25 protein-coding genes are annotated in these 13,830 nt (G+C 61.7%); all 25 read left to right on the top strand.

Translation table 11 applies throughout. The features are described from left to right. The coding region (locus HK28_RS00220) for a ParB N-terminal domain-containing protein (protein WP_086642620.1) at positions 1-824 on the top strand (824 nt) is incomplete at its 5' end. Next, the gene (locus tag HK28_RS00215; RefSeq protein ID WP_086642619.1) at positions 821-1,126 is read left to right on the top strand and encodes a helix-turn-helix domain-containing protein; all 306 of its coding nucleotides are present in this window, start codon (positions 821-823) and stop codon (positions 1,124-1,126) included. The genes HK28_RS00220 and HK28_RS00215, both read left to right, overlap by 4 nt. Further along, positions 1,123-1,584 (top strand): hypothetical protein, encoded by a 462-nt coding sequence (locus HK28_RS00210; protein WP_086642618.1) that lies wholly within the window; start codon positions 1,123-1,125, stop codon positions 1,582-1,584. Before HK28_RS00215 ends, HK28_RS00210 begins: the two co-directional genes overlap by 4 nt. A gap of 69 nt (positions 1,585-1,653) precedes the next feature. Beyond that, positions 1,654-1,806, top strand: a complete 153-nt coding sequence (locus HK28_RS13880; RefSeq protein ID WP_158093337.1) for a hypothetical protein — start codon at positions 1,654-1,656, stop codon at positions 1,804-1,806. After that, on the top strand, positions 1,803-3,794 hold the full coding sequence (locus tag HK28_RS00205) for a transposase domain-containing protein (RefSeq protein ID WP_158093336.1): 1,992 nt from the start codon (positions 1,803-1,805) through the stop codon (positions 3,792-3,794). Before HK28_RS13880 ends, HK28_RS00205 begins: the two co-directional genes overlap by 4 nt. Positions 3,795-3,858: 64 nt before the next feature. After that, complete coding sequence (locus tag HK28_RS00200; RefSeq protein ID WP_086642616.1) at positions 3,859-4,851, top strand: AAA family ATPase; 993 nt, start codon at positions 3,859-3,861, stop codon at positions 4,849-4,851. A 6-nt stretch (positions 4,852-4,857) separates the two neighbouring features. Continuing rightward, positions 4,858-5,043: a hypothetical protein gene (locus HK28_RS00195; protein WP_086642615.1), complete on the top strand. Its 186-nt coding sequence runs from the start codon at positions 4,858-4,860 to the stop codon at positions 5,041-5,043. Continuing rightward, positions 5,037-5,312 (top strand): hypothetical protein, encoded by a 276-nt coding sequence (locus tag HK28_RS00190; RefSeq protein WP_233140263.1) that lies wholly within the window; start codon positions 5,037-5,039, stop codon positions 5,310-5,312. The genes HK28_RS00195 and HK28_RS00190 overlap by 7 nt, the downstream gene beginning before the upstream one ends. Beyond that, the gene (locus tag HK28_RS00185; protein WP_086642613.1) at positions 5,309-5,641 is read left to right on the top strand and encodes a hypothetical protein; all 333 of its coding nucleotides are present in this window, start codon (positions 5,309-5,311) and stop codon (positions 5,639-5,641) included. The genes HK28_RS00190 and HK28_RS00185 overlap by 4 nt, the downstream gene beginning before the upstream one ends. Beyond that, positions 5,641-5,940: a hypothetical protein gene (locus HK28_RS00180; RefSeq protein WP_086642612.1), complete on the top strand. Its 300-nt coding sequence runs from the start codon at positions 5,641-5,643 to the stop codon at positions 5,938-5,940. Before HK28_RS00185 ends, HK28_RS00180 begins: the two co-directional genes overlap by 1 nt. Continuing rightward, on the top strand, positions 5,937-6,572 hold the full coding sequence (locus HK28_RS00175) for a DUF3164 family protein (protein ID WP_086642611.1): 636 nt from the start codon (positions 5,937-5,939) through the stop codon (positions 6,570-6,572). Before HK28_RS00180 ends, HK28_RS00175 begins: the two co-directional genes overlap by 4 nt. Positions 6,573-6,580: 8 nt before the next feature. Then, positions 6,581-7,273 (top strand): DUF2786 domain-containing protein, encoded by a 693-nt coding sequence (locus tag HK28_RS00170; protein ID WP_158093335.1) that lies wholly within the window; start codon positions 6,581-6,583, stop codon positions 7,271-7,273. Beyond that, positions 7,270-7,464 (top strand): hypothetical protein, encoded by a 195-nt coding sequence (locus HK28_RS00165; protein ID WP_086642609.1) that lies wholly within the window; start codon positions 7,270-7,272, stop codon positions 7,462-7,464. The genes HK28_RS00170 and HK28_RS00165 overlap by 4 nt, the downstream gene beginning before the upstream one ends. Beyond that, positions 7,461-7,913 carry a gp16 family protein gene (locus tag HK28_RS00160; RefSeq protein WP_086642608.1) on the top strand — a complete coding sequence of 151 codons (453 nt, stop codon included), beginning with the start codon at positions 7,461-7,463 and terminating at the stop codon, positions 7,911-7,913. The genes HK28_RS00165 and HK28_RS00160 overlap by 4 nt, the downstream gene beginning before the upstream one ends. Further along, on the top strand, positions 7,880-8,137 hold the full coding sequence (locus tag HK28_RS00155; RefSeq protein WP_143217264.1) for a hypothetical protein: 258 nt from the start codon (positions 7,880-7,882) through the stop codon (positions 8,135-8,137). The genes HK28_RS00160 and HK28_RS00155 overlap by 34 nt, the downstream gene beginning before the upstream one ends. 2 nt (positions 8,138-8,139) lie before the next feature. Further along, on the top strand, positions 8,140-8,388 hold the full coding sequence (locus HK28_RS13875; protein ID WP_158093334.1) for a hypothetical protein: 249 nt from the start codon (positions 8,140-8,142) through the stop codon (positions 8,386-8,388). Between the two features lie 4 nt (positions 8,389-8,392). Continuing rightward, the gene (locus HK28_RS00150; protein WP_158093333.1) at positions 8,393-8,776 is read left to right on the top strand and encodes a transposase; all 384 of its coding nucleotides are present in this window, start codon (positions 8,393-8,395) and stop codon (positions 8,774-8,776) included. Continuing rightward, positions 8,773-9,147 (top strand): hypothetical protein, encoded by a 375-nt coding sequence (locus tag HK28_RS00145; RefSeq protein ID WP_086642605.1) that lies wholly within the window; start codon positions 8,773-8,775, stop codon positions 9,145-9,147. The genes HK28_RS00150 and HK28_RS00145 overlap by 4 nt, the downstream gene beginning before the upstream one ends. A gap of 69 nt (positions 9,148-9,216) precedes the next feature. Beyond that, positions 9,217-9,921, top strand: a complete 705-nt coding sequence (locus HK28_RS00140) for a glycosyl hydrolase 108 family protein (protein WP_086642604.1) — start codon at positions 9,217-9,219, stop codon at positions 9,919-9,921. A gap of 74 nt (positions 9,922-9,995) precedes the next feature. Continuing rightward, the gene (locus HK28_RS00135) at positions 9,996-10,373 is read left to right on the top strand and encodes a hypothetical protein (RefSeq protein ID WP_086642603.1); all 378 of its coding nucleotides are present in this window, start codon (positions 9,996-9,998) and stop codon (positions 10,371-10,373) included. 6 nt (positions 10,374-10,379) lie between these two features. Further along, positions 10,380-10,628 carry a hypothetical protein gene (locus tag HK28_RS00130; protein WP_086642602.1) on the top strand — a complete coding sequence of 83 codons (249 nt, stop codon included), beginning with the start codon at positions 10,380-10,382 and terminating at the stop codon, positions 10,626-10,628. Then, positions 10,625-10,930: a hypothetical protein gene (locus tag HK28_RS00125; protein ID WP_086642601.1), complete on the top strand. Its 306-nt coding sequence runs from the start codon at positions 10,625-10,627 to the stop codon at positions 10,928-10,930. Before HK28_RS00130 ends, HK28_RS00125 begins: the two co-directional genes overlap by 4 nt. A 3-nt stretch (positions 10,931-10,933) precedes the next feature. Continuing rightward, entirely contained in the window at positions 10,934-11,503 is a 570-nt protein-coding gene (locus HK28_RS00120) for a DUF3486 family protein (protein WP_086642600.1), read from the top strand. Beyond that, positions 11,500-13,071 carry a hypothetical protein gene (locus HK28_RS00115; RefSeq protein ID WP_233140262.1) on the top strand — a complete coding sequence of 524 codons (1,572 nt, stop codon included), beginning with the start codon at positions 11,500-11,502 and terminating at the stop codon, positions 13,069-13,071. The genes HK28_RS00120 and HK28_RS00115 overlap by 4 nt, the downstream gene beginning before the upstream one ends. 19 nt (positions 13,072-13,090) lie before the next feature. Continuing rightward, positions 13,091-13,830, top strand: a 740-nt coding sequence (locus HK28_RS00110; RefSeq protein WP_143217263.1) for a DUF935 family protein, incomplete at its 3' end; no start/stop codon positions are given.

Here is a 13,830-nt window from a genome sequence, read left to right as displayed (position 1 = left end):
GCATGAACGTCATCGAGATCCCGCTTTCGGAGATCGATGTCAGCGACCGCCTGCGCGCGATCGACGAGGATTACGCGGCGCTGATCGCGGCCTCGATCTCGGAAGAAGGGCAGCGGACGCCGGTCGAGGTGCGGAAGTTGCCGAGCAAGCTGGCGAAGAAGGGATTTGTGTATGCCCTGATCGCGGGCGGTCATCGCATGCGGGCGCTAGAGATCGCGGGCAAGGAGAGCGCGTTTGCGATCGTGCTTGAGGCGAGCGATCTGAAGGCGCGACTGCTGGAGATCGACGAAAATCTGTGTCGCCGCGAGTTGTCGGCGCTGGATCGGGCGACCTTTCTGGCTGAGCGCAAGCGAGTTTATGAGGAGATGCATCCGGAGACGAAAAATGGTGGCGATCGGAAATCAGACCAGTTCCGCAAGCTTGCGGAACTGATCCCCGCCTTCAACAAGGCGACGGCGGACCGTCTCGGAATTTCTCAGGACACGATTGAAAGAGCTGTTAAGCGCCATTCTGGCATCCCGCCAGATGTCCGCGACCTTATCGCATCGACGTGGCTGGCGGATAGCGGGGCGCAGCTCGACGCGTTGGTGAAACTGGCGCCGGACATGCAGCGTCAGGTGGCGCGACGCATCGTCGATTATCCGGGCCTTCGCAGCGTCGGCGACGCTGTGCGTGAAGTTACGAAGGCTCCGCCCATCCCGCCGCAGACGGTTTACGAGAAGCTGCTGGGGCTTTGGCGCAAGGCGTCGGCGGCGGATCAGGCGCGGTTTCTGGAATATCTGGCTCCATCCCTGCCCGGCGCGATCCGGAAGGAGGCCGCATGAATCAGATGAAGAAGAAGGGGCGCGGTCGTCCGTCCGGGAGCCGCCGGGAGTCGAACCTTGATCTGGACAATTTCATCGGGAGAAAAATCGCGGGGCTTCGACATGCGATCGGCCTGTCCCAGGAGGAGTTGGCAGCGAGCGTAAGCTGCCATTACGCGAGCATCGGCAAGATCGAGGTTGGCGAGAAAAGCATCTCGCTCGGGCTTCTGTTCGACGTGCTTTATGCGCTGGACGCTGATGAAGCCACCTTTCTCGCCATTGTCAGGGAGGACATGCGGTTGCGCGCTGTCTCTCGGGTATGACGAGAACGATCAAGGCCAGCGGGCAGGCCTCGCTTTTTGATTGGCAGCCACCGGAAGCGGTCGTCGAGTTCGATCCGTTTGTGATCCGAGCGAATAGTTTCTCGGGTCGTTTGTCGCGGGCAATTTCGATCGCGCTGGATACGTCATCTTCTTCGCGGGCCGAGATCGCGGACCGGATGGGGCGGCATATGGGCCGCACGATCTCGGTCAACGTCCTGAACGCCTATGCGTCTGTCGCCCGTGAGGATCATCAGATTTCAGTTCCGCGTTTCGATGCGCTGGTGGCGGCGACGGGCGATCGGCGGTTGCTGGAGTTTGTGGCGCGCGACCATGGCTGGGCGGTGATCGACCGGCATTACCTGCCATGCGTCGAGCTGGCGGCGATGGCGGAGCACAGGGCTGCGCTGGGGCGGCGCGAGCGTGAACTGCGGGCGTCGGTGCGACGCGGGATGCGGTGATTTTCGTAGCCGTTTTGTGTGCGGTTGGAATGGCGGCGGTTGCGGCCAGGTTGTCGGATTGATCGGACGATGAAGATGGTCTGGAAAATTCTTGAAGTCATGGCGACGCTTTTCGGCGTGTCGGTCGGGTTTTCGGGTCTTACGGTGTTGTGGCTCTGGCTGCGTGCGGCGCGCGCTGTTGGCGACGGCGTGCGGGATTTTGACGATGGGGAATGGCAATGAGCGAGGCCATGTCTTGCGCGTCGCCGATCCTGACGGCGGCGGAGATCGTTCCGTGGTTCACGGTCGCGGAGCTGGCCGAGATGCGCCTTCCCGGCGTGCCGGGAACGAAACGCGGCATGCAGGAGCGCGTCAACGTCGAAAACTGGATGTCGCCCGAGCGCGAGGGGCAGACGTGGCGTCGTCGCGAGGGGAGCGGCGGTGGGTATGAGTTTACGCCTTACGCTTTGCCATTGCAGGCCAAGGCGGCTCTGATGATGCGTTTAAATGCTTCTCAGAGCGTCGAGGGGAAGGCGATTTATCAGGATCGCCAGCGGGCGGATATGTGGCGGCGCTTTGAGTCGCTGCCGGACGCGCTGAAGGATCGTGCGCGAGCGGCGCTGAAGGTGATCGACGCTGTCGAGGCGCTGGTCATGAGCGGGACGCGCAAATCTCTGGCCGTCATGGAGGTGGCGCGACTGGAGGGCGTGGGTCGCACGACGATCATGAACTGGTATCGCGACCTGCACGGAGTGGCGCGCGGGGACTGGCTGGCCGCTCTGGCGCCGCGTTACGTCGGTAAAATCGAGAAGGCGGAGTGTTCGCCCGAGGCGTGGGAGCGGATCAAGGCTGATTATCTGCGTCTGGAGCGTCCGCGCTTCTCGGACTGCTATCGCAGGCTGGAACAGGATGCGCCGGGCATGGGCTGGTCGCTGCCGTCTGAAAAGACGCTCAAGCGACGCATCGAGGCGCTGCCTGCGCAGCTGGTGGTTCTGGCGCGCGAGGGTGTGGATGCGCTCAAGCGGATGTATCCGGCGCAGCAGCGAGACCGGCGATGCTTCCATGCGCTGGAAGCGGTCAACGCGGACGGCCACAAATGGGACGTTTTCGTGAAATGGCCCGACGGCACGATCGGGCGACCGGTCATGGTGGCGTTTCAGGATCTGTATTCCGGCATGGTGCTGTCATGGCGTGTCGACAGGTCTGAAAACAAGGAAGCGGTAAGGTTGGCCTTTGGCGATATGGTCGAGGAGTTCGGCATCCCGTCTTTCTGTTACCTCGATAACGGCCGGAATTTCGCGTCGAAGTGGTTGACGGGCGGAATCGAGAACCGTTTCCGGTTCAAGATCCGCGACGACGATCCTGTGGGCATCCTGACGCAGCTTGGCGTCGAGGTTCACTGGACAACCCCGTATTCGGGCCAGTCCAAGCCGATCGAGCGTTGCTTTCGAGACTTCGCCCAGAATATCGCGAAGCATCCGAATTTCGCGGGAGCATGGACGGGCAATACGCCGATGGCGAAGCCCGAGAATTACGCGAGCAAGGCCGTCCCGCTGGATGTGTTTCTTCAGACGATCGCCGGTGGGATACGCGAGCACAACGCGAGAATCGGGCGGCGGACGGCGGTGTGTGGCGGAAAGCTGAGCTTTCAGCAGGCGTTCTCGGCGTCATATGCGGCGTCTCCGATCACGCGTGCGACGGCGGAGCAGCGCAGGCTTTGGCTGATGGCGGCCGAAGCGATCCGGGTTGATCGCCGGGACGGAACGTTAAAGCTGGAGGAAAACAGGTTCTGGGCGGATTTTCTGTTGCCGCTGCGCGGGCAGAAGGTCGTCGTCCGGTTCGATCCGCAGAACTTGCAGGCCGATCTTCACGTATATCGGCTCGACGGCGTTTATCTGGGCGCAGCCGAGTGTCATGAGGCGGTCGGGTTCGCGGACGCAAACGCGGCGCGCGAGCATGGACAGGCGCGACGCAAGTTCATGCGCGCGACGCGCGAGATGCTGGAAGCCGAGAAAACGCTGTCGCTCGGTGAACTGCAGGCTGCGTATTCGAAAGAAATCGCGGCGGAAGATGAGAAAATCGAGGCGAAGGTGGTCCGTCCTTTCAGGCCGGTGGTCCAGGGCAACACGGCTCTGGCGATCGTCGAGGACGAGGCTGCGGCCATTGCTCGCGAGGAGGAGGAAGAGGCGCGCGATACGAGGGTGCGCAATGTCATACAGTTGAGAGGCTGATATCGACCGATCCGGCGAGTGTTTCCGGATCGGAGAACAAGTATTGCCCAGAAGGGTTCAAGTAATGACAGAAATTAGTAATCTGGCCACCGGCGTCTCGACGCCGGATGAGGAAACGCGCGCTCGCACGTTGCGGATTGAATTGCAGGCGGTAATCGACGCCGAGGGGCTTGCGGTCAAGGCGGTGTCAGAGCAGGCGGATATCGGATATTCGACGCTGGCGGCGTGGCTAAAGGGGAATTACGCGGGGCGGACCGACACGGTCAACACGAAGGTGTCGTCATGGATTTCGGCGCACAAGGCGCGCAAGAAGGTCACCGCAGCTGCGCCTCAGGCTCTGGAATATCTGGATATTCCGAGTGCATCCGCCTTCCGGTCGGTGATGGAGTATTCGCAGGCCACGCCGGATATGGGTCTGATCACCGGGGGCGCAGGCGTCGGGAAGACATACGCGGCGGAAGAGCATCAGCGCAGGAATCCGAATGTCTGGATTCTCACGGCCGATCCATCCATGCAGACGCCCAATGCGGTTTTGCGCGAACTGTGCGACGTCATCGGCGTCGAATGCGGCGCGCAGCAACGCCGACTTGCGGCGATCGTGCGTCGGGTCACTGGCACGCGAGGGCTGGTGATTGTCGATGAAGCGCAGCACCTGACCACGCAGGCGATCGACCAGTTGCGCACCATTCACGACAAGGCGCGGATTGGCGTTGTGTTTATCGGGAATGAGCCTTTGCGTCGTCGCATTGAAGGTATGGGGCGCGACACAAGTCACGCCATGATTTTCAGCCGTATCGGCATGCGCAAGCGCCGCGATCGTTCACAGGTCAAGGATGTGGCGATGGTGCTCGATGCTTGCGGCCTGTCGGATCAGGAGATCCGTGACCGTTGCAGGTTCATCGCCATGCAGCCGGGCGCGCTGCGCCAGATGACGAAGACCCTGAATTACGCGCGTGTTCTGGCGAGGTCTTCGGATCGCGACGAGGTCTCCATGCGGGATCTTGGGGATGCGTGGAAAGAGTTGACCAGTGGCGAGCTTCCGGCGGTAGGAGGCTGACGCAACATGAGCGGAGAGAAAATCAGCGAGAACGAAAAAATCGTCGAGATTTTTCATGAAACGACAGACGGCGAGAAGGTCAGCGTCTCGGTGGGCGCTGCTGTGCGTCGAGGCATCCGCGCCTTCCTGACCGCTCTGCCGGAGAGAGCACTGGTTCGAGACGTAATCGCGGCGTTGGAGGAGAAATGGTGATGGTGTCAGGGAGAATTGACGCATTGAACGGCGACGCGCCCATGGCGGATCAGCTGGTTTCGGTGGGGCTGCTGCTGGCTCAGGCCGACAAGCCGTTGACGCTCACGGCCGGGGAGCTGCGCGAGCTTGGTGCAAACCTGCTGGACGCAGGACGGCAGTTGCGCACCGCAAAGGCCTCGGTGCGTGCTCTGAGCGATGAATTGCTGGAGGAGGCTCGGTTGCCGGGCCATTCGGCGCAGATCGTGGATCTTCGGGGAGTTATGGCATGAGCGGGTCCGGGCAAACATGCGGCGTCATCAGGGAAGAGCGGCTTTTGACGATGGTGTCAGCTCTGGTGCGCGCTTACGCCGAGCAGTTGGGCGCCGCTGGCGGCGATCCGATTGTGTCGATCGCACGGGAGTTGAGACAGCATGCGGCGGTCGTCGGGAAGGCGATTCTCGTAGACCATGCACCGCCGCACACGCCGTCTTTCGACGAAGCGTATGAGGCGCTTCAAAGCATTATCCCGCGCGCAATATGGGGGTTGATCATTCTTCAGGCCATTCGCGAAGCTGTGCCTGCGCCGGAGAGTGCGAAGGCCGATCGGACGGTCCACTGATGGCGCGCAAGCAGGACGAAATATGGACCGCGTGGGCTACGCGGTCGGGACGCATTCACTTCGATCGCGGCGTCGGATTTCCGAACAACATGCTGCCGATCTGCTGTGGTCAGCGCGAGGCGATGAAGCTGGCGTTTCAGGTTTGCCGAAAGGGAGATGGCTACAACATCCCCGGCGTTACCGGTCACGAAACGGATCAGGTCGCAGTCGAGGCGCTGGAAAAGCTGCGGGTCAACATGACGGGCCGTGAAAACCTTATGTCGTATTTTCAGGGAATGAACAGGAGGGATTTGGGATGAGTGAGGTTTTGGAAAAACCCGTAGTGCCCGAGGGAATGGTCATGACGTCTGGAGGCGGGTTCTGGCCGCGCGCCCAGGTCAATCCGTCGATGTTGCTGGCTAACGACACGGCGGAAGAGATGGTCGCTGATGCGCTGGCGTTGCAGGAGCTGATCATCGAGCAGAAGCGCGGCATGAAGCAGAAAGCCGACCGGTATGCAGAAACGGTGCTCGCATTGTACCGAGCGAAAGCGTCAAGCCGTTCACGGGGCGGATTTACGGTCGAAAACATGGCCGGAACGATGAAGGTCGAGTTAACTGTCGCCGATTATCAGCGTGTCAACGGATCGATCCTCGCCGCCCAGGCGCTGATGAATGAGGTGCTGGACGATCTGACCGAGGGGCTTGAGCCTGATATCCGCTTGCTGCTGGCCAATGCGTTCATTCGAGATGAGCGGACGGGGCAGATCAACGTCGACAGGCTTGCGCAGGTTCGCAAGCTGAGGCTGTCGCATCCCCGATGGGATGACGTGCGGGCGGCGATCGCGGACAGCATCGAAAAGGCCGGATCGCGCGAGTATCTGCGGTTTTACAGACGCGAAAAGAACACTGACGGATGGGAGCCCATCACGTTGCAGTTTTCGTCGCTGTAGGAGCGGACATGGATAAATCAGTCCTGGAGCGGATCAAGAAATTGTTCGCGCTCTCTAAATCATCGAACCCGCATGAGGCGGCTTCGGCGCTGAGCATGGCGCAGAAGCTGATGGAGGAAGCCGGGGTTACGCAGGACGATCTCGATCTTTCATCGATCGAGATGACTCTTTCGGAAAAGGAATTGAAATCTCCACACAATCCACCGCGCTGGATGGTCAGTCTCCTGACTTGCGTTTCTCATAATTTTGGAGTGCGCGTCGTGACAAGCGATCACAAGGTTTTCTTTTACGGAAACGCCGCCCGCACGTCTGTCGCAGATTACAGCTACATTTTTCTCGCACGATCTCTTCAAAAGGCTCGTAGCGAATTTCTGCGAACGCAGAATAAAAGAATTAAGAGAACCACACGTATCGGCCGGGCGGACAAATTCTGTGAGGGCTGGATATTTGGTTGCATGAAGAATCTCAAGCCGATGGCCGTAGGAGGCCACGAGTCTGCACTGGTCGACAGATTTGAGAGAGAAAAAATAGGACCGACGACATCCTACGAAGGGCGGAGCGCGCGGGATGTTAACGGATCGCATGCCGCGCAGACCAAGGGGGTTCGCGAGGGATCGAAAGTCGTCCTGAACACTGGCGTTTCAGGCGGCGAAGGACATGCTGCGATCGGCGAAACCAGAATGATCGGCGTCAGCTCATGAGCGGGGAGGATGCTGGTTTCGGCCCGTCCGGCAGGAGTCCGGTGACTTTTGGCGACGTTCGCGGCTTGGCTCTGCTGGAGGCGCGGATGGTCTGCATAGAGATTCTGATGCTGAAGAAGCTCGATCACGACCGTGCGGGCGCACAGGCCGCCGAACAGTGCGGCGAGATGATCATGGAGCTTATGAAATGACGAAACGCCCTCACATGCTTGACGACGTGCGCGCGCAGCCGGGGCGGACGTCGCTGATCGCGAAGATCCATGTCGCACGCAAGCAGCTCGCTCTGGATGAGGACGCGTATCGCGACGTGCTGGCGCGCGTGACAAACCGGTCGTCGTGCAAGGACATGAGCCGTGGCCAGCTGCATGACGTGCTGGCGGAAATGCAGCGGCTCGGGTTTCGCGTCCAGGCGGGAGCATCGCGCCCGCTATCGGCTAAGCCGGGCGTGCGCAAGGTTTATGCGATCTGGCGTGAGATGGCTCCCATGCTTCGCTCAGAGGGCTCTGACGAGGCGCTTAGAGCATTTGTGCAGCGCGTCGCGCAGGTGTCGGCTCCAGAATTTCTGGATGACACGACGGCGCCCAAGGTGATCGAGGCGCTGAAGGCGTGGCGGCAGCGTCTGGCGGGCGGTTCGGCATGAGCGGCGTGCAGGGTAAACGGATCGACTGGACGCCCGACATGCGGGAGCGGGCGATGAAGATGCGCCATGCCGGGGCGTCGCTGTCGGCGATCGGGCGGGCGGTCGGTGTATCGCACGCGGGCGTGCGGAACATGCTGGACCGCGAAAAGATGACTGCGGCGGCGCAGGCGCATGAGGCGGCGTTGCGGCGGGCTTATGTCGTGCGTGGCGCGACGAGGGGCTGAATATGGTGGATTTGGTGACGGCCGAGAGGGACATACTTAATCGACTCTCGATCGAGACTCAGCAGCTTACCCGGATCGTGAACGATGCCGCCCTGCGTGGCTCGGCCGATTATGACAGATTGCTTGAGACCCAGATCGGGCGTGTGGGCGCCGTTCTGACGCGGCTTGAGGAACATGGCCGGGTCATATCGGCGCAGTGCCGGTCACATGCGCGGCGGGCGTATCAGGATATGTTCGGCCCGAAAGGTTGATGAAATGTGTGGACGTTATCAGCGGGTGGCGTCGGACGCCGTTGCATTCTGGTTGAGCGACGAGCAGCTCGACGAAGTCATGATTGCCCTTCCCACTGCGCGGCGGCGGCGGCTGGACGAACGGGCGGTCGTCAGCGCGATCGTTCATGTGCTGCGGACGGGCATGATGTGGCGCGACTTGCCAGCGGATTACGGGCTGCCCTGGCGGCGCGTATATAATTCGTTTGTGCGGTGGTCTCTGGATGGCGCCATGGATCGTGTGCTGTCGCGCCTGTTCGACCGTGAAACGCGAAATCTGGTTGTAAACGCCGATGATATTCTGCGGCACCCTACCGGAGAGTTCTGGGCGGAGCGCGGATGTTTTCAGGCGGTGTTGAGCGTTCAATGACAATTTCCGCCCCGCATACGATCTCATGGCTGGTGGACGCTGTCGGTGACGACGTGGCGTTGCAGTTTCTTGAGAGCTGCGCGGGGCAGCGGTTGACCGTGCCTATGAAGGCGGACGGATCGCGGCTGGCGTCGCTGTATGGCGAGGACGTGGCTCGGGCGATCTGTGCGCGGCATGGGGGATTGCACTGGTTTGTCCCGACGTGCAAATCATGGCGCGTCGCGCATTATGCGCGGATGGGCATGACGGTTAACGAGATGGCGCAACGCGCCGGTATTACATTTCAGGGCGTGCATGCCCTGCTGAAATCCGGAGGCGGACGACCGCCCCGCGAGAGGTCCGTCGACCCTCGCCAGCCCGATCTGTTCTGATACGCCGTCGGGCTAATGCTCAAGTTGTTGAGCATTAGCGTCTAGGGCGCTCGCGGGCACGTTGCCCGCATGCAATCGAACCTCAATCAATGCCTGTCCTTCACTGAACTGCGCGAGGGGCTTTACCAGTGCAGGCGGAATGACGCCGGGAACTGGACAGGCGGACGCATCGGCGTCGGGAAGCTGATCGGCACGATGCGTGGGATCTCCGCGCCTGTCCTGGTCGAATGGCTGGGGTCGAAAGCCATCGTCGACGCCGACGTCATGAAGGCCCTGAGCCAGCAGGCCGCGCGCGATATCGCGATCTCGCGTTACTGGCGCCCGTTGTGGTGCGACAGACTGCTGAGCGGCGTCGATCTGATGATGTTCGATTACGGGTTCAACGCCGGGGTGTATGGCGCGCTCGCGTGCCTCGCCGACGTCGTTGGCTACGACCACAATCCGGGTCAGATGACTGCGCCCCTCCTTGATCTGAGCGACAGGATTTCGGACGCCGATCTCGTCAAGCGTATCGACGACGACTGGACCAGGGCGCTGCAACGTCAGCTCCGAGTAAGCGATGACGGTGTGATCGGGCCTGTCACGCTGCGGGCGGTCCATGCGTCTGGCGTTCGCGGGCTTCTGACGATCTTCGCGCTCGCGACACGGCAGGAACAGGCATATCGCCAGATGTCGGATTTCAGGACCAGCGGCAGAGGGTGGCTGGTTCGGCTGAACGACCGCGTGAACATGGCTGTCGTTATGGGGCGCAAGGCGATCGGGGCGGCGGCGTAAGTTTCGCCGCTTCCGGCGGGAGGCGGCCTTTATCAGCGTGGCGCCGACGCAGCGCTAATAACGAGGTTCCCAATATGTCGTCCAAATTAGCGACTGTCCTTGCGACGGTCTATCCGATCCTGAACGCCATTCTCCCGAGCGTCGCCGGGAGCAAGTTGCAAACCTACCAGACGATCGCGCAGACAGCGGTCAAAGCCGCCGTGACGTCGATCGATGGCGGCATCGACAACCTGACGGCCGCATATGCGAAGTTCGAGAGCGATAACCCTGTGTTCGCTGCAGCGGTTGTTGAGTTCCGGACTCTGGCGACGGCGCTTGGCGTCTCTGTTCCGACCGAGGACGCCGTGGTGACGCACCTGAAGGCTGCGGTCGCTGATCTCGCGGGTATTCTCGTCCCCGTCTCCAGCACGGATGCGCCGGTTCCCGCCAGTGACGTCTCCGCCGCGAGCTAAGCCGTCATGACCAGCGGGATGCTCGCGCTGTCGGTCGTGTGCGCGGTCATTTTCATCGTCGTCATGCTTCTGGCCATCTTCGAGTTCGCGCGTCACGCGCGGCTCGTCGAGCGCGTCAAGGAGCTTGAGGGCGACGTCAAAAGTTCTTTGCACAGGATCGAAACCACGCTGGAGAGCGTCCGCGAAAGCGGACGCAACACGACGGACATGGTCAGGGTTATCGTGCAGGGTCATATCGAGAGGAAAAGTCAATGAATGTGTCGAGGTCGATCGCGGAAGATCGGCGATTGCGGGTTCTGATGAGCCTGCATGAAATGGCCAATCACATGCTGAACGAGGACGTGTTGACGCGCGCAGTGATCGCGACCGGCCGGGACACCGACCACGATCTGATGCGCGATGATCTGACGTTTCTTCAAGCGCGCGGCTGCGTGCGCGTCGAAAAGCTGCCGCGTGGCGACGACGAATTGTGGAAGGTCGTTCTTACCGACCGTGGCCAGCGCGCCGCCCAGGGCGAACAGACGATTCAGGGCGTCGGTCGCCGCCTGACGTCCTGACGCATGTCGAACCGTCCATCATCCGTTGATCGGCTGGAGCCCGAGATCCGGGAGGAGATCGGGCGGCTTCGTGGCGCCGGTCACACGATTGACGAAATTTTGGCCGCATTGCGCGAACTGGATGTAGCGGAGATCAGCCGCTCGGCGCTGGGGCGTCACGTCAAGGGGCTGGACGCGGTCGGTCGACAGCTGCGGCATTCGCGGACAGTCACGGAAGCGCTGGTGCGCCAGCTTGGACATGAACCCGCGTCTCGTTCGGCGGCCCTGAATATCGAGCTGCTGCACACTGCGATACTCGATCTCTTTCTCAACGCAGAGGCCGAGAACACGGACGCGAAAGGCAAGGCTGCTCTCGCGGGCAACCCCGGCGGCATCATGCAGCTGGCCAAGGCGCTCGAAAGTCTGACCAGCAGCGCGTCGTCAGATGCGGAGAACAGGCGAAAAATACGCGATGAAATCGAAAAGCAGGTGAAAAAGGAAACCGAGGCGCGGCTGTCGGACGCGATGAAGGAGCGCGGCCTGAGTCCCGACACGGCGGACAAAATTCGCAAGAAGGTGCTGGGGCTGAAATGAGCGAAGCGGAAAAGTGGCCTCTCCTGCCCTATCAGCGGGCGGCGATCGACACGATCATGTCGCATGACGTCACGGTCATCGAGAAATCGCGACGCATCGGTCTGTCGTGGGGCGTCTCCTGGCTGGCGGCGCTTGTGGCGTCGTCCAGCCGCGAGGCGGGCGGCATGGATGTGTTCTACATGGGGTTCGAAAAGGACATGACGCGCCAGTTCGTGTCCGACACGGCCGATCATGCGCGCATTCTGGAAATCCCGGCGTCCGAGATCGGTGAGAGCCTGTTCATAGACCCGGAAAATCCGGATAAGGACTTGAAGATTTTCCGTCTGGACTTTGCGTCTGGCTTCGAGGTTCTGGGCCTGCCGTCCGTGCCGCGCGCGTTTCGATCGAAACAGGGGCTGGTGATTATCGACGAGGCTGCGTTTATCGACGATCTGCAAGCGGTGCTGGACGCTGCGATGGCGCTGCTGATCTGGGGTGGCCGACTTGTCGTCGTTTCGTCGCACAACGGCGACCAGAACCCGTTCAATACGCTGGTTAATGGTATCCGGGCCGGTCGTCATCCCGACTATGCGTTAGTTCGCATCACGTTTGACGAGGCGTTGGAGCAGGGACTTTACAAGACGATCTGCCTGCGCACCGGCGTTGAGTGGTCGGAACAAGGACAGGACGCCTGGCGTGAGAAAATTATTCGTCAGTATGGCGACGGGGCTGATCAGGAGCTGTTCTGCATCCCGAGCCCGTCTGTGGGCGCCTTCATCCCGCTTGCGTTGATCGAGGCGAGGACGGTGGCTGCGACGCCGGTCCTGCGCTGGTCATGCGATTCGGAATTCGTCGTGTTGCCGGAGAGCGCGCGGTCCGGCGAGGCGCTTCGGTTCTGTGAGCGGGAGCTGTGGCCGGTGCTCGACGCGCTCGACCCGAAAACGCCGCATGTGTTCGGCGAGGATTTCGGGCGCTCGGGCGATCTGACGGTGATCTGGGTTCTGGCGCTGGAGCGCAATCTGACCAGACGCACGGCTCTTGTGCTGGAGCTGCGAAACGTGCCGTTCGACCAGCAGCGGCAGATTCTGTTTTACCTGCTTGACCGCCTGCCGCTTTTCCGGGCCGGCAAGATGGATGCGCGCGGCAACGGACAGTATCTCGCCGAGGTCACGGTCCAGCGTTACGGCGCGCGCGTCGAGGCGGTGATGCTGTCCGAGCCCTGGTATCGGGAGAATATGCCGCCGTTCAAGGCGGCGCTGGAAGACGGCGCGCTGACGTTGCCGGCAGATCGCGAGATCCATGACGACATTCGGGCGCTGGCGATTGTGCGCGGCGTTGCGCGGGTGCCGGACAAGCGGGCTGGCGAAAAAGGCTCACAACGTCACGGAGACGCCGCTGTCGCCGTGGCGATGGCGGTTGCGGCCGGACGGAGCGAGGTCGAAGCCTATGGCTACGTGCCCGCGCCTTCGCCTTTCGCGATGTCGACGCAGACGCCGATCACGCGTGACTGGCCGATCGAGGACGAGATCGCGGCCGAGCGTGCGGGGCGGCGGGATTTTTACGGGTTGCGCGGCAGCGTGAGGCTGTGACGCGCAAGAGGATGTGACGATGGCGCTGCTCGACCAATATGGCAAAGAGATCCCGGCGGCGCTGTTGCGGCGGCCGGTGGGCGACGCAACGGTCGTCGGGTCGCGGCCTGCGATTCATACGACACCGATCGGCAACATCGATCCCGGTTTGCTCGGGTCGCTTCTGACCGACGCCGCGCAGGGCAATTCGCAGGCATGGCAGACGTTTTGCGAAGAGATCGAGACGCGCGATCTTCATTACCTGGGGGTTCTGGCAACCCGTAAGCGTTCGATTTCGCAGTTGCCCATCACGGTCACGGACGCCGGCCCGTCCGTCCGGCAGAAGAAGCAGGCGCAGTTTGTGCGCGACTGGATCGAGCGTGGCGTCCTGCGGCGGTCGCTGTTCGATATGCTTGACGCGATCGGCAAGGGGTTTTCGGTCCATGCGATCAAGTGGCGCGCCGAGGCCGGGAATTATACGCCCGAGCGTCTGATCTTCCGGCCGCAACGGTGGTTCGATATCTCCTGGCAGGACGGCGAGACCATCAAGATCCGCGACGACGCAGGCGACGCTGTGACGCCGGACATCGCGGGCGCCGTGCCGGAGAGCGGGTTTTCCGCGCTCGATCCGCGCACTGTCGTGGTTCACCGCCATCCGAGCTGGTCGGGGCTTACCTTGCAATCGGGCCTGACGCGTGCGGTCGCATGGGCTTCGATGTTCAAATTTTTCACCGTTCGGGACTGGGGAATTTTCGTCCAGAATTACGGGATACCGGGACG

It is taken from the genome of Acetobacter sp. DsW_063, from assembly GCF_002153745.1.
In the GTDB taxonomy this organism is placed as follows: domain Bacteria; phylum Pseudomonadota; class Alphaproteobacteria; order Acetobacterales; family Acetobacteraceae; genus Acetobacter.
The sequence above is the reverse complement of the archived record's forward strand: the minus strand, read 5'-3'. Positions and strand labels throughout refer to the sequence as shown.

Bases quoted from the DNA above. Each gene is read 5' to 3' on its own strand.
- HK28_RS00215 (WP_086642619.1), top strand. From the start codon at position 821: ATGAATCAGATGAAGAAGAAGGGGCGCGGTCGTCCGTCCGGGAGCCGC.
- HK28_RS00210 (WP_086642618.1), top strand. From the start codon at position 1,123: ATGACGAGAACGATCAAGGCCAGCGGGCAGGCCTCGCTTTTTGATTGG.
- HK28_RS13880 (WP_158093337.1), top strand. From the start codon at position 1,654: ATGAAGATGGTCTGGAAAATTCTTGAAGTCATGGCGACGCTTTTCGGC.
- HK28_RS00205 (WP_158093336.1), top strand. From the start codon at position 1,803: ATGAGCGAGGCCATGTCTTGCGCGTCGCCGATCCTGACGGCGGCGGAG.
- HK28_RS00200 (WP_086642616.1), top strand. From the start codon at position 3,859: ATGACAGAAATTAGTAATCTGGCCACCGGCGTCTCGACGCCGGATGAG.
- HK28_RS00195 (WP_086642615.1), top strand. From the start codon at position 4,858: ATGAGCGGAGAGAAAATCAGCGAGAACGAAAAAATCGTCGAGATTTTT.
- HK28_RS00190 (WP_233140263.1), top strand. From the start codon at position 5,037: ATGGTGATGGTGTCAGGGAGAATTGACGCATTGAACGGCGACGCGCCC.
- HK28_RS00185 (WP_086642613.1), top strand. From the start codon at position 5,309: ATGAGCGGGTCCGGGCAAACATGCGGCGTCATCAGGGAAGAGCGGCTT.
- HK28_RS00180 (WP_086642612.1), top strand. From the start codon at position 5,641: ATGGCGCGCAAGCAGGACGAAATATGGACCGCGTGGGCTACGCGGTCG.
- HK28_RS00175 (WP_086642611.1), top strand. From the start codon at position 5,937: ATGAGTGAGGTTTTGGAAAAACCCGTAGTGCCCGAGGGAATGGTCATG.
- HK28_RS00170 (WP_158093335.1), top strand. From the start codon at position 6,581: ATGGATAAATCAGTCCTGGAGCGGATCAAGAAATTGTTCGCGCTCTCT.
- HK28_RS00165 (WP_086642609.1), top strand. From the start codon at position 7,270: ATGAGCGGGGAGGATGCTGGTTTCGGCCCGTCCGGCAGGAGTCCGGTG.
- HK28_RS00160 (WP_086642608.1), top strand. From the start codon at position 7,461: ATGACGAAACGCCCTCACATGCTTGACGACGTGCGCGCGCAGCCGGGG.
- HK28_RS13875 (WP_158093334.1), top strand. From the start codon at position 8,140: ATGGTGGATTTGGTGACGGCCGAGAGGGACATACTTAATCGACTCTCG.
- HK28_RS00150 (WP_158093333.1), top strand. From the start codon at position 8,393: ATGTGTGGACGTTATCAGCGGGTGGCGTCGGACGCCGTTGCATTCTGG.
- HK28_RS00145 (WP_086642605.1), top strand. From the start codon at position 8,773: ATGACAATTTCCGCCCCGCATACGATCTCATGGCTGGTGGACGCTGTC.
- HK28_RS00140 (WP_086642604.1), top strand. From the start codon at position 9,217: ATGCAATCGAACCTCAATCAATGCCTGTCCTTCACTGAACTGCGCGAG.
- HK28_RS00135 (WP_086642603.1), top strand. From the start codon at position 9,996: ATGTCGTCCAAATTAGCGACTGTCCTTGCGACGGTCTATCCGATCCTG.
- HK28_RS00130 (WP_086642602.1), top strand. From the start codon at position 10,380: ATGACCAGCGGGATGCTCGCGCTGTCGGTCGTGTGCGCGGTCATTTTC.
- HK28_RS00125 (WP_086642601.1), top strand. From the start codon at position 10,625: ATGAATGTGTCGAGGTCGATCGCGGAAGATCGGCGATTGCGGGTTCTG.
- HK28_RS00120 (WP_086642600.1), top strand. From the start codon at position 10,934: ATGTCGAACCGTCCATCATCCGTTGATCGGCTGGAGCCCGAGATCCGG.
- HK28_RS00115 (WP_233140262.1), top strand. From the start codon at position 11,500: ATGAGCGAAGCGGAAAAGTGGCCTCTCCTGCCCTATCAGCGGGCGGCG.